This is a genomic window from Leucobacter chromiiresistens (assembly GCF_001477055.1).
GTDB classification, from domain to species: Bacteria; Actinomycetota; Actinomycetes; order Actinomycetales; family Microbacteriaceae; genus Leucobacter; species Leucobacter chromiiresistens_A.
Genome location: NZ_LDRK01000011.1, coordinates 1 through 23,097, shown reverse-complemented (window position 1 = coordinate 23,097; position 23,097 = coordinate 1). Strand labels below are relative to the sequence as shown.

Genomic DNA, 23,097 nt, shown 5'->3' with positions numbered 1-23,097 from the left:
TGCGCGCGGCCGGGGCCGGCGCCCCGGCCGGGCCGAACCGCGGCGCCGCACGGGCGGCGCACGCTGATCAGGCGCGTCGAACCGGCACCGTCATGCGGTGATCGTTCTTCGGCAGCAGATCGGCGGGCTCCTCCGCCTCGTCGAGGAGGACGCCGGCGAACCGCATGGGAACGCCGATCGCGAACGCGGGCGAGGCGCGGTCCATGAGCTGGGCGTGCACGTGCGGCTCGCTGCTGTTGCCCGAGTTGCCGCATCGCCCGATCATCTCCCCGGCGCGCACTGTGTCGCCCACGTCGACGACGACCGAGCCGCGCTGCAGGTGGGCGACGAGTGCGCACACGCCGTTCGCGTCGCGGATGACGACGTGGTTGCCGACGACGGGACCGGGCCCGCCGAGCAAGCGCAGCTCGCCCTCGATCATCAGGTAGGCGAGCGCGGCGCGGGTCGAGCGGGCCCGGTGATCGCGTCGCCAGTCGGAAGCGCGCACGACCGTGCCCGACAGCATGGCCCGCACGGGCGCGCCGAAGGCGGGGTAATCGGCGTTCGGGCGCATGGCCGCCCCGCTGCCGAACTCGGGCCGCACGCCCTGCTCCGGGTCGGCGGGCTCAGCGACGAGGTCGATGGCATGCGATTGGCCGAAGATGCGCACGCCGTGACTCGGCACCCGAGACGCCGGGCTGTTCAGTGCGCGCCACCGGCCGGTGACCGGAGATGTCACCGTCACCGGCGCGCGACGCGGAATGAAGCGCGGGCCGAGCACGACGAGCAGATAGCCGATGAGGAGCAGCGGCGGCGCCGCGATGGCCGCGCGGGCGGCGACCGCACCCAGCGGATCCGGGAGCGCCCACCCGAGCAGCGGTCGGAGGGCGATGCAGGCGACGATGTACACGATCCGGGCCCGGTAGCACGCGAACGCGAACCTCCGCAGCGCGCCCATACCGCGACGCTACGGCACCGGGCGCGCACACGCAACGATGCACGCGGCGCCGAACCCCGCCTAGCACACCGGCTCCCGGGCCGCCGCCCCCTGGTCTCCCAGCGGGAGCGCTGCGACAGTGGAGGGCATGGCGACTGCATTCTCCGTTCTCACCGACACGCTCTCACGCTCGGCGCGCACGTCGCGCATCGGGGTCGCGAAGCTGCTGCACGACGACGCGCCGACGCTCATGACCCGCGGCTACGGCTTCGGCGCAGCGATCTGGGATCGCGCGCGGACCGGTGCCCGCGCGGTGCCCATGCGCCTGCTCGGGCGGCAGGCCCTCCTCGTGCGCGGCGCGGAGGGCGTGGCGACCTTCTACGACAACGATCGGATCGCGCGGCACGGGGCGATGCCCGCCTTCATCCAGGAGACACTCTTCGGCCACGGCTCGGTGCACAGCCTCGACGGCGCCGAGCACCGGCATCGCAAGGCGACGTTCGTCGACGTGGCCTACGAGGATGCGGCCGTCGAAGCGCTGAAGCCGCTCCTCGAGCGCGAGTGGCGCGCGGAGCTCGACGAGTGGATCGCGGGCGGCAGACGATCCGCCTACGACGCGGCGGCCGGAGCGCTCGGCCGCGCGATCATGCACTGGGCGGGGCTGCCCGGCACGGACGACGCGCTGACGCGGTGGTCGGCGCGCATGGCTCAGATCGTGGACGGGTTCGGGGCGCCGTACTCGCCGAGCTTTCCGCTCGCGGCCGCGAACCGCGCCTGGTCCGATCGTCACGCCCGCAAGCTCATCGAGGCCGTGCGGGCCGGCGAGCTCGACGCGCCCGAGGGATCGGCGCTGCGCGCCTGGGCGTGGCACCGCGACGAGGGCGACGAACTGCTCCCCGCGAACCTGGCGGGGATCGAGCTGCAGAACTGCATCCGCCCCATGGTCGCCGTCGCGCGCTTCGTAGCGTTCGCCGCGAAGGAGCTCCACGACCGGCCCGAGTGGCGCGACCGCATCTCGGCGTCGGTGGAGGAGCGGGGCGGCGTGCTCGTCGACGATCCCGTCGCGGTCGCCTTCGCGCAGGAGATCCGGCGCACCGCGCCCTTCGTCCCCGTGCTGCCCGGGTGGGCTACCGAAGACATCGAGGTGGACGGGGCGACGGTGCCGCAGGGCGGACGGGTGGTGCTCGACATTCTCGGCACGAACACCGACGACCGGTCGTGGGAGCGCGCGGGCGAGTTCGACCCCTCCCGGTTCCTCGGCGTCGACGACTACGAGGCGATCGAGACGTTCATCCCCCACGGCGGGGCTCGGGTGGAGACCGGCCACCGGTGCCCCGGCGAGAAGCTCGCGATCGCAGGGCTCTCGGCAGCCGCTGCCGCGCTCAGCGACCCGCGGGTGCGCATCCTCGGCACGGGGCTCGAGGTGAACCGGCGCCGCCTGCCGACGAAGCCCGCCTCGGGGGGCGTAGTGCGCCCCGCGGCGGCGGGTGCGGCCCCGGCGAAGTGCCCGTTCCACTGAGCGATGCGCGGCATCGGGGTGCGGGAGCCGTGCGAGCGATAACGTGATCGCATGACCCCGCACCCGCGCGATCCGCACCCCTACCTCGCAGACGCGTCACGGCCGCGCGTCATCGCGCACCGGGGCTTCGTCTCCGACGAACTCGCCCAGCGCGGCGTCGCGGAGAACACCCGGGCGGCGTTCACGGCGGCGCTCGCCGCAGGCGCCGACATCCTCGAGACCGACTGCCACCTGACGCGCGACGGCGCGGTGGTGCTCGCGCACGACGCCGACCTCTCGCGGGTGACGGGCGACCCCCGCGAGATCGGCGCGGTGGATCGCGTGGAGCTCGCGCGGATCTTCGCCGAGCGCGGCGGGCTGCTGACCCTCGAGGAGGCCCTCGCGGAGTATCCGCGGGCGCGCTGGAACATCGACGTCAAATCGCGCGCCGTCGCCGCCCCGCTCGGGCGCATCGTGGCGCGGCACGGGGCGCGGGTGCTCGTGACGAGCTTCTCCGACTCCCTCCGGCGCACAGCCTTCGCTGCGGCGGCGGGGGAGCGGCCCGCGATCCTGCCCGCGACCTCGCCGGGCCGGGGCGCGCTGGTGCGGGTGCTGCTCGCATCGGCCACCGGATCGCGGCGCGCGGTTCGACGCGCGCTCGCCGGTCTCGATGCACTGCAGATTCCGGAGCGGCAGGGGCGCATCCGGGTGCTCACCCCGAGGCTCGTCGCCGCGGCGCACGCGAACGGGGTCGAAGTGCACGTCTGGACGGTCAACGACGCCGACCGCATGCGCGAGCTGACCGCGATGGGCGTCGACGGCGTCGTCACCGACCGCACCGATCTCGCGCTCGCGACGCTGCGGCCCTAGCCCGGTGCCGGGCCGGGGGCGGCCCCCGTGGCATCATCGACGGGTGAACGATGCACTGGGGAGCCCCGACTTCGACTTCGTGCTCGGCTGCGCCCGAGAAGACGCGGCAGCGGGGTGGCTCGCGCTCTGGGGCGCATCGACCGTGATCGACGAGCACACCCGCGTTCCCTCGTTCGACGCGCGGATCTTCGACGCGCTGCACGCGGCGGCCGGAGTCGCGGCCGAGTTCCCGGTCGGCAACGCGGGCCTGATCCACGTGTACGGGTACTGGTTCTCGGAGGTGCCGACGCCGTTCGGGTTCAAGCGCGATCGCTGGCAGCAGGGCGATCTGGCGCGCGCGCTCGGCCGCCCGGCCGACGCGTTCCACCTCGCCCGCGGTGCGGACGCCGAGGGCCCCGGCTCCACGCCGCTGCAGCGCGTCACCGACGCCGCCCTCCCGCACCTGCGACGCCCGCCGCAGGAGGCTCGGGTGGGGGAGGCCGAGCTGCGCGGAAGCGGCGCGGACGCGGTGCGGTGCAGCCGGGTCGTGCTCGTGCAGTGCGGAGATCGCGATGCCGCACCGGCGCTGGTGTACGGCATCGCTCCAGCTGAGCGGGCGGAGACCACGGCGCCTCTGCAGCTCGTCACGGCGTTCCCCTTCGCGGGCGATGCCGATGCGCTGCTCGCCGATTTCGAGGCGCAGCCCGCGCCGCGTTGGAATGCTGTCGTCGACCCGTAACCGGGTGTTCACCCTGCGATAGACGTTTCGTCCATTTCGCGCCCTAGCTTTGGATGCATCGTCCACAACCGCGGGGAGCGCACATGGCACCGAGCATCGTCTTCGACTTCGACGGCACCCTGGCCATCGGCCACGGCCCCGTCCGCGCCTACGCCGCATGCGTCGCGGAGGCCGCGCCGGTGGGATCCGACTTCGTCGCACGCGTCGACGCCGAGCTCGCGCGGTACGACTCCGGCGAGAGCGCGTACCGCGACGGCTACGACATCGTCGGATCGCTCGGCGAAGCCGCAGGTGCGAGCGCCGACGCCCTCCGCACGGCCTACGCGCGCAGCCGCGCCCGGCTCGGCACCGACCTCGCGGTCGTGCACACCATCGACGGCCTCGACGCCGCGCTCGAAGCGCTCGGCCGATCCGCCCGCCTCGTGCTCGCCACCAACGCTCCCGAGACCGGCGTCGACGCCGTGCTCGACGCGTGGGGCGTGCGGGCGCGCTTCGACGAGCTCCACTTCACCGTCGGCAAGCCGGCAGGACTCGAACCCCTCATCGACCGCCTCATCGCGGACGGCCCCGTGCTCGCGATCGGCGACATCTACGCGTTCGATCTCGCACCGGCCGCAGCGCGCGGCGCCGACACGGCGCTCGTCGGCGCGACCGCCGCGGCCTCCCCGGCTCCGGTGACGATGCGCGGGCGCTCGCTCGCCGACCTCGTCCCGGGCATCCAGACCTGGGCCGCGACCGCGGCATCCAGCACCTCCGCGCCGCTCGGCGCGGGATCCGGCATCGAAAGGTAACCACACCCATGCGTTCATCCGCTCTCGCAGTAGGCGCCCTCACCGTCGCCGCGCTCGGTCTCGCCGGCTGCAGCGCCACCGACTCGTCGGCGACCTCCGCCGACGATGCGCAGGCCTGGCCCGACTCCATCACCCTCTCCCTCGTCCCCTCGGTCGAGGGCGAAGACCTCGCCGAGGCGCTCGATCCGCTCACCGCCTACCTCTCCGAGGGCCTCGGCATCGAGGTCGAGGGCGTCGTCGCGAGCGACTACGCCGCGACCGTCGAAGCGCTCGGCGCCGACCAGGCCCAGGTCGTCATCACCGACGCCGGCTCGCTCTACAACGCGATCGAGCAGTACGACGCCGAGCTCGTGCTGCGCGACGTGCGCTTCGGCGCCACCTCGTACGCGGCGGTCGCCTACACGAACAACCCCGACAAGTACTGCGCCGACGAACCGGTCATGGCGACGTACGCCGCGAGCGACATCGAGCTGTCGTACTGCAACGGCATCGAGGAGGCGGGCGCCGAGGCGACCGGATCCGGCCCCGCGGGCATCGACGCGCTCGAGAAGATCGACGCGGGCACGAAGGTCGCGCTGCAGGCGGCCACCTCGCCCGCCGGCTACCAGTACCCCGTGGTCGCCATGCGCGACGCCGGCATCGACACCGACGCCGACATCGAGCAGGTGCCGGTCGAGGGCAACAACAACGCGGTGCTCGCGGTCGCGAACGGCGACGCCGAGGTGAGCTTCGGGTACTGGGACGCGCGCACCACCGTCACCGCAGAGGCGCCCGACGTCGCCGAGAAGGTCACGGCGTTCGCCTACACCGAGATGATCCCGAACGGCGGCGTCGCCGTCGCCCCGACGCTGCCCGACGATCTCGTCGCACAGCTCACCGAGCTCATGGCCGACTACGCCGGCTCCTCGGACGAGGCCGCGACCGTGATGTTCGACCTCGTCGGGCTCTCGGGCTGGACCGCCGAGACGGCCGACGAGGAGATCGCGCGCTACGGCGAGATCCTGGGCGAGTTCTCCCACTGATCCGCGCGGAAACCATGTCACTCTCACACGACGGGCGCCACGAGGCGAGCGAGCGGCACGCGCCGCACGCCGCCTCGTGGGGCATCGCCCTCGACCGCGTCTCGGTCACCTACCCCAACGGCACCCGCGCCCTGCACGAGGTCACGCTACAGATCGAACCGGGCGAGATGGTCTCGATCGTGGGACTCTCCGGATCGGGCAAGTCGACCCTCATCCGCACCATCAACGGCCTCGTCGCCGTGACCGGGGGCAGCGCGACCGTCGGCCCGTATCGCGTCTCCGGCCTGCGCGGCGGCGCCCTGCGCGAGGCGCGCGGCCACATCGGCATGATCTTCCAGGCCTTCAACCTCGCCGAGCGCGCGAGTGTCTACCGCAACACCCTGGTCGGCCGGTTCGCGCACTCCCCGGCCTTCCGCACCCTGCTCGGTCTGCCGAGCGCCGAGGACCGCGAGATCGCACTCCGGGCGCTCGACTCCGTCGGCATCCTCGACAAGGTGTGGCACCGCGCGGGCGCGCTCTCAGGCGGCCAGAAGCAGCGCGTCGCCATCGCCCGGGCCCTGTCGCAGGAGCCCAGCGTCATGCTCGCCGACGAGCCCGTCGCGAGTCTCGACCCGCCCACCGCCCACGCCGTGATGGCCGACCTCGAGCGCATCAACGCGGAGCACGGGCTGACGGTGCTCGTGAACATCCACCTGATGGACCTCGCGCGCCAGTACACGCGCCGCATGATCGGCTTGCGCGACGGGCGCGTGGTGTACGACGGACCGGCGGCGGCCGCCACCGACGCCGACTTCGAGCAGATCTACGGGCGTCCCATCCAGCCGCGCGACCGCCTCGGAGCCGGAGCATGAGCGCCGCGATCCCGACCCGGCTCGACGTGCCGCCGAAGCCGCGCAACACGCTGCGCACGGTGCTGGTCTCGGCAGCGGTCGCCGCGTTCACCGTCGCGACGTGCCTCCCGTCGATCGGCGGGATCGAACTCGACCTCGCCGCCATCGTGCAGCACTGGCGCAACGGTGTAACGAAGCTCGTGCAGCTCGCCCAGCCGAACCTCGCGTTCCTGCCCCGCACCTGGGCTCCGCTGCTCGAGACCCTGCAGATGGCGCTGGTCGGCGCCGTCGCGGCGGCGCTCTGCTCGATTCCGCTCACCCTCTGGGCGGCAGCGCCCACCAACCCGAATCGTCTCACGCGCGCACTCGTGCGCACCGTCAACAACATCAACCGCGCGGTGCCCGACCTGGTGTTCGCCACCGTGCTCGTCGCAATGGTGGGGGTGGGCGCCCTGCCCGGCGTGGTCACCCTCTTCCTCTTCAACATCGGCGTCGTGGTGAAGCTCGTCTCCGAGGCGATCGACGCCGCCGACCATCGCTACATGGAGGCGGGCCGAGCCGCCGGCGGCACCCAATTCCAGATCAACCGCGCCACGGCGCTCCCGCAGGCGTGGCCGCTGTTCGCGAACCAGTGGCTGTACGCGCTCGAGCTCAACGTGCGCATCTCGGCCATCCTCGGCATCGTGGGCGCGGGCGGCATCGGAAGTATGCTGTCGAACTACACCAACTATCGGCAGTGGGACACCGTCGGCATGCTGCTCATCGTGGTCATCGCCGCGACGATGCTGATGGATGCGATCTCGGGGGCGATCCGTCGCCGCATCACGAACGGAGCCGGATGACCACGACCTGGCAGGGACACCCCGACGCACGGCCCAGCGTGCGCATCGCCTCGCTGGCGCCGGCGCTGCAGCGCACCGAGCGGCGCGTCGTCGAGGCCATCGCCGCCGATCGCGACGGAGCGGTCGCATGCACGGCTCAAGCTCTCGCCGAACGGGTGGGGGTGGGGCGCACCACGGTCATCCGGGCGGCGCAGTCGCTCGGGTACGACGGGTATCCGCAGCTGCGGGTCGCGCTCGTGCAGGAGCTCGCGCTCGAGAGCGCCGCAGCGGGTGGCGGTGGTGCGGGTGCTGGTGGTGCCGGTGGTGGTGGCGCGGGTGGTGGTGGTGCTGAGGGCGCCGCGAACGGCGGCGGTGGTGCTGCGGCCGGGGAGCTCGGCGATGCCACGATCCTGGGCACGCTCCGGGGGCGGATCGCGCGACTCGCCGCCCGCCTCGACGACACGCTGGCGGCGCTCACGCCCGAGGCGGTCGAGGCCTTCGTACGGGCGCTCGACTCGGCCGAGCGGCTCCTCGTCGTGGCGAACGGGCTGTCGAGCCCGCTCGGCCTCGACTTCGCGATGCGGCTCGCCTCTGCGGGCCGACCGGTGGAGCAGTTCGCCGACGCCATGGCGCAGCAGATCGCCGCCCGTCAGCTCGGCGAGGGGTCGGTGTGCGTGGTCTTCTCCGGATCCGGCGCGAACCGTGCGACGCTCGAGGCGATGAGTGCGGCTCGAGCGAGCGGGGCGCGGGTGCTCGCGATCACGTCGTTCGCGCGGTCGGCGGTCGAGCAGCAGTCGGATGTCGCCCTCGTCGTGCCGCCCGTCGGCGGCAGGTTCCACGACGAGCTCATCCACACCTCCCGCGCGGTGCTGATGCTGCTCACCGAGCACCTCGTCGACGCGCTCGTCGAGATGCGCGGCGACCGCGGGCGCGAGGCCCGCGCCGCGGTGCTCACCGTGCTCGCGGGCGCGCTGGAGGAGTGAGCGGCGCCGCGCCCGCTCGGGGCGCCGCGCCGCCTCGGCACCCCGCCGCCACGTCCGGGCGCCCGATGCGGTCGGCCCGCCCGCTCCGCCGGTGCAGGCGCCCGCTCGCGCCGCGCCCGCTCCGCCGGTGCACCACTGTTTCGCCGACGCACAGGCGTTTGAGGGGTGCATCGGCGACAAACATGTGCGCCGGCGGGCCCGGTCCCGCCAGGGGAGGGGAAGCGGGGCGGCGCCCCGCCCTCGATCCGGCATGCGCCTACTCGGCGAGGTGCTCGCGCAGCGTCGCGCCCCGGTACGCGCGGCGGAAGATCCCGCGGCGCTGCAGCTCGGGCACGACGCCGTTCACGAAGTCCTCGAATGACGAATGGTAGAGCGCCGGCATGACGATGAACCCGTCGGCGGCCTCACTCTCGAAGAGGTGCTGCATCTCGTCGGCGATCGTCTCTGGCGACCCCACGAGCTGCGGGTGCAGCTGGTTGAGCGCCTGCTCGATGGCGAGGTCGCCGACGGTGAAGGAGCGCCGCGCGCTCACCGCCGCGAGCATGTCCTCGAAGCCGACGCTGCCCGTGGCGCCGCGGTGCGCGGCGAGCACCTCCGCGGCGGGCGCTGCGGCGTCGAGCGCCTCGGCGTGCAGCAGCCGCGCGAGCTTCTCGAGCGCGCTCGGCAGGTCGATCTGCGCGACGAGCGCGGCGAGTTTCGCATCGGCCTCGGCGTCGGTCCAGCCCACGATCGGCTGCACGCCCTGCAGCACGCGGATCGCGTCGGGGTCTCGGCCGTGGTCGATGCGGGCGCGGTCCCGGATCTCCTGACGCAGCTCGCGCATGGCGTCGGGGGAGTCGCCGATCGCGAAGACCACCTCCGCCCAGCGAGCGGCGAAGGCTCGGCCGCGAGGCGATGAGCCCGCCTGCATGAGCACGGGGCGCCCCTGGGGGCTCTGCGGCAGGGTGAGCGGCCCGCGCGAGAGGCTCCCGTCGACGCGGTGCACGCGAGCGGCGTCGGCGAAGACGGCCCGCCCCCGATCGTGGACGAGCGCATCGGGCTCCCACGACCGCCACAGCGCATCGACGGTGCGCACGACCTCGTCGGCGCGGTCATAGCGCTCGGCGGGTGACGCGATGCCCGCCTGCCCGAGGTTGCGCGCCTCGGCGTCGGTCGTCGAGGTGACGATGTTCCACGCGGCCCGTCCGCCCGACAGGTGGTCGACTGAGAGCAGCTGCCGCGCGATCGCGTAGGCGGGCACGAAGCTCGTCGAGACGGTCGCGCCGATGCCGATGCGCGAGGTCGCTCCCGCGACGAGGGCCGCCTTCGCGATCGGATCGAGATAGATGGCGCCCTTCCCGGCGGTGCGCAGCGTGGTGGCGTAGTCGCCCGCCCCGTCCTCGGGTACGGCGAGCGCGTCGGCGAAGAAGATCATGTCGAAGCAGCCGCGCTCGAGGGTCCGGGCGAGGTCGGCGTGGAACGCGCCGCTCAGCCAGTCGGCTCGGCTCAGCGGGTTGCGCCAGTTCTCCGCGTACTGGCTCGTCGGCGGGTTGACCATGCCGACGAGGTGGATGCTGCGCTGCGCCGCGGTCACTCGGGGGAACCCGGCTCGGCGTGCTCGGCGTGCTCGGCGCCCGTGGCGTCCGAGGCTTCCGCGGCGCCCGTGGCGCCCGCGAGGGAGGGGCTGTTGATCGACACGGTGAGGTGCGTGACGACGTGCTGGATCACTGCACCCACACCGATCCACGCGTTCGCGGCGGTCGTCAGCACTGCGGCGAGGTCGCCGTCGAGGCGGGTCGCGTAGTGGTCGGATCCGGAGTAGACGCCCGCAGCCTTCGCCTGCTCGATGGCCGCGTAGATCGGCGTCATGTGGTCGGCGGGGCGCGCCTCCCCGGCGCCTGGGGCGGCGGAAGCGGCGGCGGAGCCGGGAGACGATGCCGTTCGCGCGTCGAGCAGGGGGTAGAGCGACCAGTGCGCGCGCGCTCGCACCCCGCTCCGGGGGAGCCGGATCGGCTCGGCCCCGACGGCGTCCACGCCGGGCGGCAGCGCGCACTGCAGCTCGCCGGGGCAGCCCCGGGAGAGCAGGATCGCGGCGGAGAGGTGCGCTCCGCTGCGCGCGGCGCCCGCGATCACCTGCTCCAGGTATTCGAGCACCCGCTGCTCCGCGCCGGTGATGCAGGTGGAGATGTCGTTCGTCTCGACGGCGAGACCGGTGGCGTCGGCCGCGTCGAGCGCCTGCAGGATGATGCGGACGTAGTCGGAGTCGTACACCGAGAGGGTGAAGCGCGCGCCGACGCCGTACTGCTCGGGCGTCGGGACCGCTGGCGCCCCGGGCGCCCCGGGTGCTCCGGGAGTGTCGGGCAGCGGCGTCTGGTGCGTATCGGTGGTCACGCCCCCACCCTAGGCGACCGGTCGCGGCCCGTGTCGCGGGTGAACGATTGTTGCTAGGGTGAAGCCCACACGGGAGTCCGGTAGGCCGGGCTGAGAGGAAAGTCCACAGCTTTCGACCGTCATACCTGATCTGGATCATGCCAGCGCAGGGAGACACTCTACGAACCCGTGCCCGATCGCAACGGAAGGGCACGCATTCATGCGCCATCACGATTTCCATACCCGAACGACCCGCGCGGTGACGGCGGCGGCGCTGACAGGGGCGGCGCTCGCGCTCGGCGGCTGCGCGGGCGGCGCCGCGGAGAGCGCAGGGAGCGGGGATGCGACGCCGGTCGCGTTCGCACTCGACTGGGCGCCGAACACGAACCACATCGGCGTGTTCGTCGCCGAGGAACTGGGGTACTTCGACGAGGCCGGCCTCGACGTCGAGATCCTCCCGTACGGCTCCACCCCGGCGACGCAGCTCGTCTCGGCGGGCGAGGCCGATTTCGGCATCGGCGGGCAGTCGAACGTGCAGGTGGCGCGCACCGCCGGCCTCGACCTCGTGTCGGTGTATCGCGTCACCCAGCGCGATTCGGGCCGACTCGTGACGCTGGCGGATCGCGCGGACGTCGAGCGCCCGTCCGATCTCGACGGCGCCACCTTCGGCGGGTTCGGGTCGCCGCTCTACACCGCGCTCGCCCAGGCGACGATCGCGGGCGACGGGGGCGAGGGCGAGTTCGAGGAGGTCGTGCTCGACACGGGGGCGTACGAGGCCCTGTCGCAGGGGCGCATCGACTTCACGCTGTCGGTGGCGACCTGGGAGAACCTGCAGGCGGAGCTCGACGGGCACCCCTACCGCGAGTTCCGCTACCAGGATTTCGGCGTGCCCGAGCAGCAGTCGACGGGCATCGTGTCGAGCGAGGCGTACCTCGACGCCCACCCCGAGGAGGCGCGGGCGTTCGTGCAGGCGGTCGCCCGCGGCTACGCGTATGCGGCCGAGCAGCCCGAGGCGGCGGCCGACCTGCTCATCGAGGCCAATCCCGATACGCTCGGCGCGGCCGAGGACCTCGTGCACCGCAGCGCGGAGCTGCTCGCGAGCGAGTACTTCGTCTCGCCGGATCGCGAGATCGGCGCCGCCGACCCCGAGGCGTGGGACGCGTTCGGCGGCTTTCTCCACGCGGGCGGCTTCCTCACCGACGCGGCGGGCGAGCCGCTCGCGGAAGAGCCCGATTGGAGCGCGTACTACACCGACGAGTACCTCGAGTGACCCCATCCGCCGAGCTCCGCCCCCGCCTCGTCGCGGCGCCGCGGAGACGCAACCGGGCGGCGCTCGTCGGCGCCGTCGCAGCGCCGGCGAGCGCCCTCCTCGTGCTCCTCGGGCTGTGGCAGGCGGTCGCCGTGTCGGGTGCGGTGCCCGCCGATGTGCTTCCCTCACCGGTCCGTGTCGTCGGCGCCGGGGCGGGCGAGCACGAGGCTCTGCTGCGCCACGCGGTGCCGACGCTCGTCGCGACGATCACCGGGTTCGCCCTGTCGGTCGCATTCGCGTTCGCCACGGCGACCCTGCTCGACTTCTCGAGGATCCTGCGCACCGCCCTGCTGCCGCTGCTCATCGTGAGTCAGACGCTGCCGCTCATCGCCCTCGCGCCGCTCGTGGTGCTCTGGTTCGGCTTCGGTCTGCTGCCGAAGATCCTGCTCGTCGCGTTCGTCACGTACTTCCCGATGGTGGTCGGTCTGCTGCGCGGCTTCGCCGAGGCCGATCCCGAGGCCGAGCGCCTGCTCGCCTCGATGGGGGCGTCGCGCGCGGCCGTCTTCCGCCTCGTCCGGCTCCCCGCGGCGACCGCGTCGTTCTTCTCGTCGCTGCGCATCTCGATCACGTACGCCGTGGTGGGGGCGATCTTCGCCGAGTACGCGGGGGCGGTGGCGGGTCTCGGGGTGTACATGCAGTCGGCGAAGAACGTCTTCCGCACCGATCTGGTGCTCGCCGCGGTGGGGGTGAGCACGGTGCTCACGCTGTGCCTGTTCGGAGCGGTCGTGCTCATCGAGCGCTGGGCTGCGCCGTGGCTGCGCATCGAGCAGGGGCGCGTCGACTCGGTCGGGGGAGGATCGGCGTGAGCCTGCTCGAACTGCGCGGCATCGGCAAGCGCCTCGGCGACCGGGCGGTGCTCGAGGCCGTCTCGTTCGACGTCGCAGCGGGCGAGGTCGTCGCGATCATCGGCGCGAGCGGGAGCGGCAAGTCGACGCTCCTCTCCCTGCTCACCGGTGCGCTGCGCCCCGACGCCGGCGAGGTCGTGTTCTCGGGGGCGCCCGTGCCGCAGCGCGATCGGCCCTTCGCCTACATGCCGCAGCGCGACGCGCTCCTGCCGTGGCGCACCGTCGTCGGGAACGCGGCGATCGGGTTGGAGGTGCAGGGGGTGCCCCGCCGGGAGGCGCGTCGGCGCGCCGCGGCGCTGCTCGAGCCGTTCGGGCTGGCGGGCGCGGAGCGGCGATACCCCCGGCAGCTGTCGGGAGGCATGCGGCAGCGGGTGTCGTTTCTGCGCGCGGTGGTGCAGGATCGGCCGATCCTGCTGCTCGACGAGCCGTTCGGGGCGCTCGACGCGATCACCCGCGACGAGCTGCAGCGGTGGCTGCTCGACATGTGGGCGAGTGCGGGGTGGACGATCGTGTGCGTCACGCACGACATCCGCGAGGCGGTGCGGCTGGCCGACCGCGTGCTCGTGCTGCCGTCGGCGGCGGGCGGCCAGATTCGGGAGGTCGCGGTGCCGCGCGACATTCCGCGCGGGGACGGCATCCTCACCGATCCGCGGGTGCCGCGGCTCGAAGCGCGTCTGCACGAGCTGCTGCGCGCCGCTTCCGCGCCGAGCTGAGCGCGGGCGGCCGTTCGAGCAGCTGCGGGGTCACGCCCGCCGGTCGAGACCCATCGAGTACGCGCGCTCGGGCAGCCGGGCGAGCGGAGTGCGCAGCGCCGCGCCGAGCAGTGCGCCGGCCGGAGACGCGGTGGTGCGCGGCCAGGGCCGACCCAGCATCGTGTTGAGACCCGCGATGCGGGCGGAGGTGCGCGCGGATGCGAGCCGGTCGCGCTCCCACCGGGAGAGCGCCTCCCGGTGCTCGGAAGACGGGCGCGCCCCGTGGGCGGCCCCTGCACTCCGCAAACGGCCCTGGCGTGCCCGCGCGAGCACCGGCGCCAGTGTCGCGGCGTCGAGCAGGCCGAGATTCATGCCCTGGCCTCCGATCGGACTCACCTCGTGCGCCGCATCGCCGATGGCGATGATCGACCCCGCGATCACCATGCGATCGAGCAGCGCGCGGCGGATGCCGAACGGGTGCGCCTCGCGCACCATCGCCGCGAGTTCGGGCGCTCGCATGCGGGTCTCGACGGCCTCCGCCAGCCGCTGCGCATCCGACCCGCCGCTCGCGCTCGCTCCCTTTGCTCCCTCCGGCGCCTCGCGCGCCACGAGGCGACGCCCGCCTCCGGGCAGCGGGAACGACTCGGCGACGCCGTGCGCGCCCAGGGTGATCACCGCGGTGCCGCTCGGCTGGCCGGGCGCCGCGGCGAGGTCGCACATGAGGTAGCGGTCGGGGTAGGCGCGGGAGCGGCCGGAGACGAGCCCGCTCACGAGACGCCGCCCCGACGCCCCGGTGGCGACCACGACGGTGCCCGCCAGCCACTCGCGCGGCGAGCCGTCGACCGACTCCGCGCGCACCCGAACCCCGTCGGGAGCGGGTTCCACCGCGACGACGCGCACGCCGCGCACCGGGTCGGGCCCGCCGAACGAGACGGCCGCCTCGGTCACCGCCTGAGGCACGGATGCGACGAACGGGAACCGCAGCGGCAGGCGGTCGAAGCGCACTTGGCCCACGGCGCGCCCCTCCACCACGGCGATGCCCCGAGGAATCCGGGCGGCCTCCGCGAGAATGCGCTCCGTCGCGCCGCCGGCCTCGAGCGCGGCGAGCACGGGCGGATGGAGTCCGATGGCGCGGGAGCCCGGGGAGGGGTCCATGCGCTGCTCGACCACGACGGCCTCGACGCCGAGACGCTCCAGCTCCGCAGCCAGGAGCGCGCCGCTCGGGCCCGCGCCGACGACGAGCACGTCGCACGCGCTCACGGTGCCGCTCATCGAATCCTCGCCGCGTCGCGGGGCGGGGTGCTCCGACGCTGCACGGCGAGGAGCCGGAAGGGGCCGACGCGCTCCGCCCGCCACCCCGCGGGGAGGGCGGCCGCGAGCTCGTCGGGCGTGTAACTGCGCCGGATGCTGCGCAGGCCGTCGACGCGGAGCAGCGTGCCGGGGCTCACCGGCACCGCGCCGATCGCGAAGGCGGCGTAGGCCAGGCGGCTCCGCGCGATGTCGGAGTGGACTGCGAGGCGGGTCGCGAGCGCTTCGGAGTCTGCGAGCAGACCGCTCAGCTCGTCGGCTGCGAGGTGGTGCAGCAGATGGTTCGAGAGCACGACGTCGAAGCGCTCGCCGTGGGCGACGAGGGCGGAGGAGTAGCACTGCCGATACACGACACCGGGCACCCGCGGCGCCCCGGTCGCGACGGCGATCGCGCGCGGGTCGGGATCGATCCCCACCCCCTCCACGGCGATCCCGTCTCGGGCCGCCGACGCCACGATCCGGCGCAGCACGTCGCCGCCGCCGCACCCCACGTCGAGCACCCGCACGGCACCCCGACGCCCGCTCTCGACGCTCGCCGCGGCGAGCACCGGCCGCAGATGCGTGCGGTACACCCGGCCCCACGACGCGACCGCGCGATTCACCAGACCGAAGCCCTGCAGGGTGCGACGCAGGCGGTCGGGGTCGCAGTCCGGGTCGTCCATGATCTCGGTCAACCGCTCGTCGCGGCGGGCCAGCGATACGAACCGCGTGCGGGCGCGCGCCGCCCCCGGCGACTCAGGCGACACCGTGCGACAGCGAGTTCGTGGCCGGAGCGCTCGCCGCAGCCGCGACGGGAACGCCGGCCGCGCGGGCGGCGTCGCTCTCCTCGGGCGCGGCGAGTGCTGCGCCGGCGGTGACGCGGGTGAACCGGGCGGTCTCGACGGTGAGGCCGGGGCCGAAGCACAGACCGGCCACGGCCGCGCCGTCGGGCAGGGATGCGTCGTCGAGGATGCGCTGGAGAATGAAGAGAATGGTCGCGCTCGACATGTTGCCGTACTCGCGGAGCACGTCGCGCGACTCCCGCATCGCGCGCTCGGGGAGGTCGAGCCCCGATTCGACCCGGTCGAGCACGCTGCGCCCGCCCGGGTGCACCGCCCACGCGTCGATGTCGGCGACACCGGCGCCGTCGCGCTCGAGCATCGGCGCGACGACCGACGCGATCTCGCGCCCGATGATGCGGGGCACGTTCGCGGTGAGCCGCATCTCGAACCCGCGATCGCCGATCGTCCAGTCCATGTCCTCCTCGCCCTCCGAGGTCAGCGCGGTCGAGAACTCGCCGACCTCGAGCGCCGGGGCGGCGGCGCGCGCCGGCATCGGGTCCGAGGCCACCACGGCGGCGGCCGATCCGTCGCCGAACACCGCGGACGCCACGATCTGCTCGGGATCGTTGGACGAGCGGATGTGCAGCGAGCAGAGTTCGGTGCAGACGACGAGCACCACGGACCCGGGCTGAGCCGCTCCGATGCGCGCCGCTGCCCGAAGCGCGGGGAACGCCGCCGCGCACCCCATGAAGCCGATATGGGTGCGCTCGGCCGAGGTCGGGATGCCGAGCTCTCGCACGAGCAGGTAGTCGGGCCCGGGCGCGAAGAAGCCGGTGCACGACGCCGTGATCACGTGGGTGACGTCGGCCGCCGCGACCCCGGCGCGTTGCAGTGCGTCGCGCGCGGCCGCTGCGGAGAGCGGCGGAGCTTCGCGCCGGTAGACCAGGTTGCGGTCACCGGTGCTCGGGGTCAGCAGCCGTTCGCCGTCCTCCGTGAAGACGTCGGAGGCGACGGCGGCACCCGCCTGAGAGTCGAGACCGCCGATCACGGAGTAGCGCGTGTCGATCGCCGACTGGTCGAAGGCGGCGGAGATCAGCCGCGCGCTGAGCCGGTCGACCCCGGGCTGGGCGGCGAAGAAGTCGCGGGTGCGCGTCTGCGCCAGGCGTGCGGGGGGAACTGCTGTGCCGATGCCGAGGATCTGGGTGACCATGACGCAAACCTATCTGCGTCGCGCGGCTGCGCGGCGGGGGTTGACACGCTCCGGTCCGCTTCCCGGCGCCCTCGAAGCTGGGAACTTACTGCATAGGACCTGTGAAGCGCAACCGTCTGGTCCGGCGGCTCCGAAGACCTCACACTGAATACACCCCGGTGGCATGCGCTGTGCCGACATCGTCACCTCCAATCGATATATAAGGAGAACGTCGTGAAGAACTCACCTAATCGCATTCTCGGAGTAATCTTCGGCGCGGTCTACGTCTTGGTCGGTCTGCTCGGTTTCGCAGTCACCGGAGGAGTCGGGTTCGTGGCGACCGAGGGCGGACTGCTGCTCGGCATCTTCGAGGTGAACCCGCTGCACAACATCGCGCACCTGCTGATCGGCGCCGCACTGCTGCTCGCGGGCCTCGCCAACGTGCGCGCCGCCAAGGGCGTCAACGGCACCGTCGGCGCCGTCTACCTGCTGCTCGGCATCGTCGGATTCTTCATCGCCGATACGGCCGCGAACATCCTGGCGCTGAACACCGCTGACCACATCCTCCACCTCGGCAGCGCGCTGGTGCTGCTGGTGGTCGCCATCGCTGCGGACAAGCAGGTCGCACCCGCGACTCGCCCCGCCGTCTGACATGGGCGTTCTCTGATGATGATCAGAGCACTCTGGCCGGCCCTGGCCTCGCTCGGGGCCGGCCTCGTGCTGTTCGCGACCGCCGCGGGCGCCGCGCCGGTGATCGCGGTGCCCGTCGGCCTCGCGGGCGCCGTCGAGCTCGTGTGGGCGCTCGCCGTGCTGCGCGCGGGCCGACTCGTCGCGCCGCGCGCCGCCATCGCCGGGGGCGCCGTCGGCATTGCCGGGTCGGGGTTCCTCCTGCTCACCGGCCCGCTCGCGCTGATCCCCTTCCTCGCCCTGTTCGTGTTCCACTGGTCGATCGCGATCGCCGCCGTGCTCGAGGTGCGCCGCCTCCGCGCCGACTCCGCGGTTGCACCCGGTGAGACCCCCGACGCGCGCGCGGTCGCCTCCGCGGGCGGCCCCGTCAGTTCGCCGATCCGCCGCCGCGCCGGGGGTTTCACGATCGCGCTCGTGATCGAGGCGATGCTGGTCGCGGCCATCGCCACACCGGCACTCGCCGCGAGCGAGGCGGGGGAGTTCGCCGTGCCGCACGGCACGCTGCACTCGGGTCACTGAGGCGCCGGGGTCCGCAACGCGCGGCGGGGCGGGCTCCGAGGTCGACCGCCGGTTCGCAGCGCCGATGTGCGCAGCGAACCCCTAATCTGGAAGTGAGGGGCCTCGTGCGCCGCGGGGCCGGAAGGAGAATCTGATGCTGCATTCCCCAGACGAGCTGGCCAGCACGGGCGGACAGAGCCTGCTGCCGTGGATCATCGGAGCGGCGGTCGTCATCGTGCTCGCCGTCGCCCTGATGATCTTCGCGGCCATGCGCAAGCGCCGCAACGCGGCGGCAGCGGAGACTTCGGCCGCGGGCGGCGGTGAGGCGCTCGGATCGGGAGGGGTCGCGGCGTCCAATCCGGGCGGCCCGGCCAATCTCGCCGGCCCCTCCGAGCCGCTGCACGGTGGCACCCCGGCCGATCCGGCCGCCTCCGACGCCTCTGGCACCCCCGACGACCCGAGCACCCTGGGCCGCCCCGGCGAACCGACCGATGGCCGATAGACGCGTGCGTGCGACGGAAGCGCTCTCAGACCTCGCCCGGCGTCCCCTGGACGCCGCCGAGGCGCTCAGGCCGAAGCTCGTCCCCGAACTGCTGAACGCCCACCCCCACCACGACAACTCGATCGCCTGGCTGCTCTGGCACGCGGCGCGCGAGATCGACGCGCAGATCGCCGATCTCTCGGGCGGGGAGCCCGTGTGGACGGCGCAGGGCTTCGCGGGGAGGTTCGACTTCGACCGACCCGCGTCGAGCATCGGGTACGGCGACGGCCCCGACGAGGCGCGCGGCGTGGTCTGCGACGACGCCGATCTGCTGATCGAGCACCTGCGGGCTGCCGTCGACGCTCAGCTCGCCTACCTGGCGGGGCTCGACGACATGGCGCTCGACGAGGTGATCGACGAGTCGTGGGATCCGCCCGTGACGCGGGCCTCGAGACTCGTCAGCGTCTCCGCCGACGCCGTGGCGCACGTGGGCCAGGCCGCCTACGTGGCCGGGCTGGGCGCGGACGCGTTCGAATAGGCACGACAACTCGGCCGGGCAGCGCCGCTTCCCGGCACCGACAGGACGCACCGAGCGGGGCGTCGAAGGGAGCTTGATGAGCGCGCACACCGAGAACGTCTCGGAATCGGAAGGACCGACGGGCGGGGCTGCTGCTGCGAGCGGAGACCCCGTGCCGGGCGCGGGCGGGCATCGCGGAATCGTGCCGCGCGCGATCGCGTGGGCGCTGCGCCTGCGCGTGGTGCGCGCCTACCTGCGCTACAGCGAGCATCGCGGCCCGATGCTCGCCGACAGCCTCACCTACCGCGCGCTGTTCAGCGTGTTCGCCGGCATTCTGCTCGGGTTCTCCCTCGCCGCGCTCTGGCTCGGCTCGAACCCGGAGGCGATGGGCACGCTCACGCGCACGCTCGACCAGGTGATCCCGGGGATCGGCGAGATCGTCGATCCGAGCGCACTCGATCAGCCGACCGGCTTCACGGTGGTGGGAGCCATCTCGCTCCTCGGCCTCGTCGGAGCGGCGATCAGCGCGATCGGCAGTCTGCGGATCGCGCTGCGCACGCTGGCCGACGAGGTGCACGACGACGTGTTCATCGTCTGGGTGATCCTGCGGAACCTGCTGGTGGCCGTGGTGTTCGGGGGGCTGCTCGCCGTCGCGGCGATCGCGAGTGTCGTGGGCTCCGTCGGCATCTCGTCGCTGCTCGGGTGGCTGGGCATCGGCGAGGGGCCGGTGACGGAGTGGGCCACGCGCGTCTTCGGCATCGTGATCGTCTTCATCATCGACGCGGTCGCCATCGCGCTCGTGTTCCGCGTGCTCTCCGGCGTGCGCGCTCCCGCGAAGGCCCTCTGGAGCGGTGCGCTGCTCGGCGGCGTCGGCCTGGTCGTGCTGCAGGAGCTCTCCGGGCTGTTCGTGCGGGGCGCGACCTCGAATCCGCTGCTCGCCTCCTTCGCGACGCTGATCGCCCTGCTGCTGTGGATCAACCTGTCGTCGCAGGTGATCCTCATCGCGAGCAGCTTCATCATCACGGCGACGGCGGAGTCCCGCGACCGGCTCCGCGAGAAGTTCGGCGCCGAGACGCTCGTGCAGCACCGCCGCCTGCGCGCCGAGGAGCTCGTGCACGCGGCGACGCGGGAACTGCGAGCGGCTCAGCAGGCGGAGCAGGAGGAGCGCGAGAAGTCCGACGGATAGGGTGGTCGGATCGGCTGCTTCGGCGGACCGAGAGACCGTTCGCATTCAGGGAAGGCAGGCGCACGTGACCGACGAGCAGCAGACATTCGAGGCGGCGCTCCGCGACGCCGCGCAGAACGGGCACGAGCGCACGCTCGACGACCTGCAACGTCTCGTGCGCATCCCGTCGGTGTCATGGCCGGCGTTCGACCCGGCGCACGTCGCTGCGAGCGCCGACGCCGTCGCGGAGCTGCTGCGCGGTATCGGCATCTTCGACGTCGTCGAGGTGCGCCGCGCCCCGATCGAGGGCGGAGACGAGCTGGGCCATCCCGCCGTCGTCGCCCGGCGGGAGGCGCGCGCGGGCCGTCCCACCGTGCTGCTGTACGCGCACCACGACGTGCAGCCGCCTGGCAATGACGACGACTGGGAGTCCGCGCCGTTCGAGCCGACGCTCCGGAACGGGCGCCTCTACGGCCGGGGCGCCGCAGACGACAAGGCCGGGATCATGGCGCACATCGGCGCCATCCGTGCGCTCGTCGCCGCCGCCGAGGCGCAGGGGCGCGAGCTCGACCTCGGCATCGCGCTCTTCATCGAGGGCGAGGAGGAGTGGGCGTCGCAGTCCTTCGGCAATTTCCTGCGCGAGAACCGGGAGGTGCTCGCCGCAGACGCGATCATCGTCGCCGACTCGAGCAACTGGGACGAGCAGACGCCGGCGCTGACCGTGGCGCTGCGGGGCGCGGTCGCGTGCAACGTGCGCGTGCAGACGCTCGATCGGGCCTCGCACTCCGGCATGTTCGGGGGCGCGGTGCCCGACGCGATGCTCGCCGCCGTGCGGCTGCTCGACACGCTCTGGGACGCGAACGGCGCCGTGGCGGTCGAGGGCTTCGGGTCGGCCGAGATGGAGGTTCCCGAGTACGACGAGGAGCGCCTCCGCGCTGAGACCGGGCTGCTCGACGGCGTGCGCTCGGTGGGGCGAGGCCCGATCCTCTCGCGCCTCTGGGCGCAGCCCGCGATCTCGATCACCGGTATCGACGCCCCTGACATCGCGAACGCGTCGAACACGCTCATCCCCGCCGTGCGGGTGCGTCTGAGCGCGCGCATCGCGCCCGGGCAGAATCCCGAGGCGGCGTACGCTGCGCTCGCGCAGCACCTGCAGGATCACGCGCCGTTCGGTGCGCGCGTCACCGTGGAGGAGCCGGGCCTCGGGCAGGCGTTCCAGGTCGACACGAGCGGGTGGGCGGTGGCCGAGGTGCGCGGCGCGATGGCCGATGCGTGGGAGCGGCAGCCGGTCGATATCGGGGTCGGGGGATCGATCCCGTTCATCGCCGATCTCGTCGACGAGTTCCCCGGGGCGCAGATCCTCGTCACGGGCGTCGAGGATCCCGACGGGCGCGCCCACAGCCCGAACGAATCGCTCCACCTGGAGTCGTTCCGCAAGGCGCTGCTCGCCGAGGCTCTGTTCCTCGCGCGACTCGATCGCCGGGCGGGCTGACGCACCGCTCCGCCCGACCTCGGCCCTCGTGGGCGCACGCGTCACCGCGCGCCCACGAGGGCGCTCCCGTCAGTGCTTGTGCGCGGGGGGCGGAGGCGTCGCGCCCGGGTCGCTCGACGCCGGATCGCCGGTCGTCGGAGCGGCGGGAGCCGCGGGCCCCTCGGGGGCGGTCGGCGATGCGCCGGGCTCCTGCGCGGCCTGCGCGCGGAGCAGGTCGCGGATCTCGCCGAGCAGATCGACATCGCTCGGCCCGGTCGGCGCCTCGGCCACCTTCGGCCGGAGCTTGTTCATCGGGAGCACGAAGACGAAGTACACGACGGCTGCGACGATGACGAAGTTGATGATCGCGCCGATCACCGCGCCGAACGCGATCTCTCCGCCGCGCGGCAGAGCGACGACCAGCGCCCCGTCGAGCGAGTCGGCGTCGAACGCCTGGCCGACGATCGGGTTGATGAGCGAATCGACGATGCGCTGCACCACGGCGTTGAACGCGGCGCCGATCACGACGGCGACCGCGAGCTCGATCACGTTCCCCCGCAGGATGAACGCCTTGAATCCACTCAGCATGTGTGCTCTCCCTCTTCGCGACTGAGCTTCCACGTTAGCAATTCCCGGAGACGAAACGGGGCCCTGCGCGAACTATGTCGCGCAGGGCCCCGTGATTCGACTGCGGGTCAGACGCAGGCCATCGCGTCGTCGCTCACGGCGTCGAAGTAGTCGCTGATCAGCGTGCTGCTGTCGTCGACGCTCAGCGGATCCTGCGCGTACTCGTAGAAGCGCTGGTACACGGACTGGTTCGGGCTCTCGATGTCGGCGAGCGACTTCAGCGAGGCGAGTACCTCATCGGTCAGCTCCGTCGACATGCCGCTGTTGGAGAAGGAGGTCAGCGCGGCGCAGAACTCCGCCGACCGCTCGCCGGTGCCGGCGGTGTCGTCGCCGCTCGCATCCGACGCGCCCTCGGAGGCGCCCGCGGAGGCGCCGTCGGACGCGCCCTCGGAGGAGAGTTCGGACGGGCTGTCGCTCGGGGCCGGGGAGGGCGTCGCCGTCTCGAGCTCCTCGGTCAGCTGGTCGAAGTCGCTCATCGCTCCGCCCGCCGCGTTCATCACGGAGCCCAGCACGAAGAGCGAGAAGATGAGCACGCCGATCGAGGCGAGCACGGCGACGCCGCCGGTGATGATGCCGGTGAGCGACATGCCCTTCGACTGACGCTTCCTCAGCGCGAGGATGCCGAGGATCACGGCGGCGATGCCGCCCAGCAGGCCGAGGATCCAGAACCAGAAGAAGACGAGGCTCGCGATGCCCACGATGAGCGCCGCGATCGCAAGGCCCTTCGGCTGCACGGGCGGATATCCGCC

Annotated in this window: 25 protein-coding genes; 17 read left to right on the top strand and 8 right to left on the bottom strand. The window is 73.1% G+C overall.

Annotated elements, in window-relative coordinates:
* Nucleotides 1-67 precede the first annotated feature (67 nt).
* The gene (locus tag NS354_RS02275) at nucleotides 68-937 is read right to left on the bottom strand and encodes a M23 family metallopeptidase (RefSeq protein WP_058592994.1); all 870 of its coding nucleotides are present in this window, start codon (nucleotides 935-937) and stop codon (nucleotides 68-70) included.
* 127 nt (nucleotides 938-1,064) lie between these two features.
* Between NS354_RS02275 and NS354_RS02270 the strand changes: the two genes are divergently transcribed.
* The 8 genes from NS354_RS02270 to NS354_RS02235 all read left to right on the top strand — a co-directional run bounded on the left by NS354_RS02270 (nucleotide 1,065) and on the right by NS354_RS02235 (nucleotide 8,449).
* The gene (locus NS354_RS02270) at nucleotides 1,065-2,435 is read left to right on the top strand and encodes a cytochrome P450 (protein WP_058592993.1); all 1,371 of its coding nucleotides are present in this window, start codon (nucleotides 1,065-1,067) and stop codon (nucleotides 2,433-2,435) included.
* Nucleotides 2,436-2,486: 51 nt separating this feature from the next.
* Nucleotides 2,487-3,284 (top strand): glycerophosphodiester phosphodiesterase family protein, encoded by a 798-nt coding sequence (locus tag NS354_RS02265; RefSeq protein ID WP_058592992.1) that lies wholly within the window; start codon nucleotides 2,487-2,489, stop codon nucleotides 3,282-3,284.
* Between the two features lie 43 nt (nucleotides 3,285-3,327).
* Nucleotides 3,328-4,002, top strand: coding sequence for a hypothetical protein (locus NS354_RS02260; protein ID WP_058592991.1), 675 nt, complete (start codon nucleotides 3,328-3,330; stop codon nucleotides 4,000-4,002).
* A gap of 83 nt (nucleotides 4,003-4,085) precedes the next feature.
* Nucleotides 4,086-4,793 carry an HAD family hydrolase gene (locus NS354_RS02255; RefSeq protein ID WP_153002084.1) on the top strand — a complete coding sequence of 236 codons (708 nt, stop codon included), beginning with the start codon at nucleotides 4,086-4,088 and terminating at the stop codon, nucleotides 4,791-4,793.
* A gap of 8 nt (nucleotides 4,794-4,801) precedes the next feature.
* Nucleotides 4,802-5,815, top strand: coding sequence for a phosphate/phosphite/phosphonate ABC transporter substrate-binding protein (phnD, locus tag NS354_RS02250; protein WP_058592989.1), 1,014 nt, complete (start codon nucleotides 4,802-4,804; stop codon nucleotides 5,813-5,815).
* 14 nt (nucleotides 5,816-5,829) lie between these two features.
* On the top strand, nucleotides 5,830-6,666 hold the full coding sequence (gene phnC / locus NS354_RS02245; RefSeq protein ID WP_058592988.1) for a phosphonate ABC transporter ATP-binding protein: 837 nt from the start codon (nucleotides 5,830-5,832) through the stop codon (nucleotides 6,664-6,666).
* On the top strand, nucleotides 6,663-7,487 hold the full coding sequence (phnE, locus tag NS354_RS02240; protein ID WP_058592987.1) for a phosphonate ABC transporter, permease protein PhnE: 825 nt from the start codon (nucleotides 6,663-6,665) through the stop codon (nucleotides 7,485-7,487). Before phnC ends, phnE begins: the two co-directional genes overlap by 4 nt.
* A complete protein-coding gene (locus NS354_RS02235; protein ID WP_058592986.1) occupies nucleotides 7,484-8,449 on the top strand; it encodes a MurR/RpiR family transcriptional regulator in 966 nt (321 codons plus the stop codon). Before phnE ends, NS354_RS02235 begins: the two co-directional genes overlap by 4 nt.
* Before the next feature lie 256 nt (nucleotides 8,450-8,705).
* On the opposite strand, the gene NS354_RS02230 is transcribed toward NS354_RS02235, so the two are convergent.
* Both NS354_RS02230 and NS354_RS02225 read right to left on the bottom strand, forming a co-directional pair.
* Nucleotides 8,706-10,022: an NtaA/DmoA family FMN-dependent monooxygenase gene (locus NS354_RS02230; RefSeq protein WP_153002083.1), complete on the bottom strand. Its 1,317-nt coding sequence runs from the start codon at nucleotides 10,020-10,022 to the stop codon at nucleotides 8,706-8,708.
* Complete coding sequence (locus NS354_RS02225; RefSeq protein ID WP_241490304.1) at nucleotides 10,019-10,819, bottom strand: Ykof family thiamine-binding protein; 801 nt, start codon at nucleotides 10,817-10,819, stop codon at nucleotides 10,019-10,021. The genes NS354_RS02230 and NS354_RS02225 overlap by 4 nt, the downstream gene beginning before the upstream one ends.
* 199 nt (nucleotides 10,820-11,018) lie before the next feature.
* On the opposite strand from NS354_RS02225, the gene NS354_RS02220 reads away from it, so the two are divergent.
* Genes NS354_RS02220 through NS354_RS02210 form a run of 3 tightly spaced genes read left to right on the top strand, consistent with a single transcriptional unit; the run spans nucleotide 11,019 to nucleotide 13,665 of the window.
* Nucleotides 11,019-12,068 (top strand): ABC transporter substrate-binding protein, encoded by a 1,050-nt coding sequence (locus NS354_RS02220; protein ID WP_058592985.1) that lies wholly within the window; start codon nucleotides 11,019-11,021, stop codon nucleotides 12,066-12,068.
* Nucleotides 12,065-12,913: an ABC transporter permease gene (locus NS354_RS02215; protein WP_058592984.1), complete on the top strand. Its 849-nt coding sequence runs from the start codon at nucleotides 12,065-12,067 to the stop codon at nucleotides 12,911-12,913. The genes NS354_RS02220 and NS354_RS02215 overlap by 4 nt, the downstream gene beginning before the upstream one ends.
* Nucleotides 12,910-13,665, top strand: a complete 756-nt coding sequence (locus tag NS354_RS02210) for an ABC transporter ATP-binding protein (protein WP_058592983.1) — start codon at nucleotides 12,910-12,912, stop codon at nucleotides 13,663-13,665. The genes NS354_RS02215 and NS354_RS02210 overlap by 4 nt, the downstream gene beginning before the upstream one ends.
* Before the next feature lie 30 nt (nucleotides 13,666-13,695).
* Here NS354_RS02210 and NS354_RS02205 read toward each other — a convergent pair whose 3' ends face one another.
* From NS354_RS02205 to NS354_RS02195, 3 genes are read right to left on the bottom strand one after another with little or no spacing between them, the layout of a single operon-like run.
* Nucleotides 13,696-14,916, bottom strand: coding sequence for an FAD-dependent oxidoreductase (locus NS354_RS02205; RefSeq protein WP_058592982.1), 1,221 nt, complete (start codon nucleotides 14,914-14,916; stop codon nucleotides 13,696-13,698).
* Nucleotides 14,913-15,698 (bottom strand): methyltransferase domain-containing protein, encoded by a 786-nt coding sequence (locus NS354_RS02200; protein ID WP_082677853.1) that lies wholly within the window; start codon nucleotides 15,696-15,698, stop codon nucleotides 14,913-14,915. The genes NS354_RS02205 and NS354_RS02200 overlap by 4 nt, the downstream gene beginning before the upstream one ends.
* Nucleotides 15,688-16,923 carry a type III polyketide synthase gene (locus tag NS354_RS02195; protein ID WP_058592981.1) on the bottom strand — a complete coding sequence of 412 codons (1,236 nt, stop codon included), beginning with the start codon at nucleotides 16,921-16,923 and terminating at the stop codon, nucleotides 15,688-15,690. Before NS354_RS02195 ends, NS354_RS02200 begins: the two co-directional genes overlap by 11 nt.
* A 213-nt stretch (nucleotides 16,924-17,136) precedes the next feature.
* Between NS354_RS02195 and NS354_RS02190 the strand changes: the two genes are divergently transcribed.
* The 6 genes from NS354_RS02190 to NS354_RS02165 all read left to right on the top strand — a co-directional run bounded on the left by NS354_RS02190 (nucleotide 17,137) and on the right by NS354_RS02165 (nucleotide 21,742).
* Nucleotides 17,137-17,553 carry a DUF4383 domain-containing protein gene (locus NS354_RS02190; RefSeq protein ID WP_058592980.1) on the top strand — a complete coding sequence of 139 codons (417 nt, stop codon included), beginning with the start codon at nucleotides 17,137-17,139 and terminating at the stop codon, nucleotides 17,551-17,553.
* A 15-nt stretch (nucleotides 17,554-17,568) separates the two neighbouring features.
* Complete coding sequence (locus NS354_RS02185) at nucleotides 17,569-18,108, top strand: hypothetical protein (protein WP_153002082.1); 540 nt, start codon at nucleotides 17,569-17,571, stop codon at nucleotides 18,106-18,108.
* A 133-nt stretch (nucleotides 18,109-18,241) separates the two neighbouring features.
* Nucleotides 18,242-18,589, top strand: coding sequence for a hypothetical protein (locus NS354_RS02180; protein WP_058592978.1), 348 nt, complete (start codon nucleotides 18,242-18,244; stop codon nucleotides 18,587-18,589).
* 4 nt (nucleotides 18,590-18,593) lie between these two features.
* A complete protein-coding gene (locus tag NS354_RS02175; RefSeq protein WP_058592977.1) occupies nucleotides 18,594-19,106 on the top strand; it encodes a mycothiol transferase in 513 nt (170 codons plus the stop codon).
* Nucleotides 19,107-19,182: 76 nt separating this feature from the next.
* Entirely contained in the window at nucleotides 19,183-20,271 is a 1,089-nt protein-coding gene (locus NS354_RS02170) for a YihY/virulence factor BrkB family protein (RefSeq protein ID WP_193750687.1), read from the top strand.
* Between the two features lie 64 nt (nucleotides 20,272-20,335).
* Entirely contained in the window at nucleotides 20,336-21,742 is a 1,407-nt protein-coding gene (locus NS354_RS02165) for a dipeptidase (protein WP_058593012.1), read from the top strand.
* A gap of 69 nt (nucleotides 21,743-21,811) precedes the next feature.
* Here NS354_RS02165 and mscL read toward each other — a convergent pair whose 3' ends face one another.
* Nucleotides 21,812-22,309 carry a large conductance mechanosensitive channel protein MscL gene (gene mscL / locus NS354_RS02160; RefSeq protein WP_058592976.1) on the bottom strand — a complete coding sequence of 166 codons (498 nt, stop codon included), beginning with the start codon at nucleotides 22,307-22,309 and terminating at the stop codon, nucleotides 21,812-21,814.
* Between the two features lie 107 nt (nucleotides 22,310-22,416).
* Nucleotides 22,417-23,097: DUF4190 domain-containing protein (locus NS354_RS02155; RefSeq protein WP_206542589.1), on the bottom strand; the 681-nt coding region annotated here is incomplete at its 5' end.

Excerpts from the sequence above, each read along its gene's own strand:
- NS354_RS02275 (WP_058592994.1), bottom strand. The coding sequence starts at position 937 with ATGGGCGCGCTGCGGAGGTTCGCGTTCGCGTGCTACCGGGCCCGGATC.
- NS354_RS02270 (WP_058592993.1), top strand. The coding sequence starts at position 1,065 with ATGGCGACTGCATTCTCCGTTCTCACCGACACGCTCTCACGCTCGGCG.
- NS354_RS02265 (WP_058592992.1), top strand. The coding sequence starts at position 2,487 with ATGACCCCGCACCCGCGCGATCCGCACCCCTACCTCGCAGACGCGTCA.
- NS354_RS02255 (WP_153002084.1), top strand. The coding sequence starts at position 4,086 with ATGGCACCGAGCATCGTCTTCGACTTCGACGGCACCCTGGCCATCGGC.
- phnD (WP_058592989.1), top strand. The coding sequence starts at position 4,802 with ATGCGTTCATCCGCTCTCGCAGTAGGCGCCCTCACCGTCGCCGCGCTC.
- phnC (WP_058592988.1), top strand. The coding sequence starts at position 5,830 with ATGTCACTCTCACACGACGGGCGCCACGAGGCGAGCGAGCGGCACGCG.
- phnE (WP_058592987.1), top strand. The coding sequence starts at position 6,663 with ATGAGCGCCGCGATCCCGACCCGGCTCGACGTGCCGCCGAAGCCGCGC.
- NS354_RS02235 (WP_058592986.1), top strand. The coding sequence starts at position 7,484 with ATGACCACGACCTGGCAGGGACACCCCGACGCACGGCCCAGCGTGCGC.
- NS354_RS02220 (WP_058592985.1), top strand. The coding sequence starts at position 11,019 with ATGCGCCATCACGATTTCCATACCCGAACGACCCGCGCGGTGACGGCG.
- NS354_RS02205 (WP_058592982.1), bottom strand. The coding sequence starts at position 14,916 with ATGAGCGGCACCGTGAGCGCGTGCGACGTGCTCGTCGTCGGCGCGGGC.
- NS354_RS02195 (WP_058592981.1), bottom strand. The coding sequence starts at position 16,923 with ATGGTCACCCAGATCCTCGGCATCGGCACAGCAGTTCCCCCCGCACGC.
- NS354_RS02185 (WP_153002082.1), top strand. The coding sequence starts at position 17,569 with ATGATGATCAGAGCACTCTGGCCGGCCCTGGCCTCGCTCGGGGCCGGC.
- NS354_RS02180 (WP_058592978.1), top strand. The coding sequence starts at position 18,242 with ATGCTGCATTCCCCAGACGAGCTGGCCAGCACGGGCGGACAGAGCCTG.
- NS354_RS02170 (WP_193750687.1), top strand. The coding sequence starts at position 19,183 with ATGAGCGCGCACACCGAGAACGTCTCGGAATCGGAAGGACCGACGGGC.
- mscL (WP_058592976.1), bottom strand. The coding sequence starts at position 22,309 with ATGCTGAGTGGATTCAAGGCGTTCATCCTGCGGGGGAACGTGATCGAG.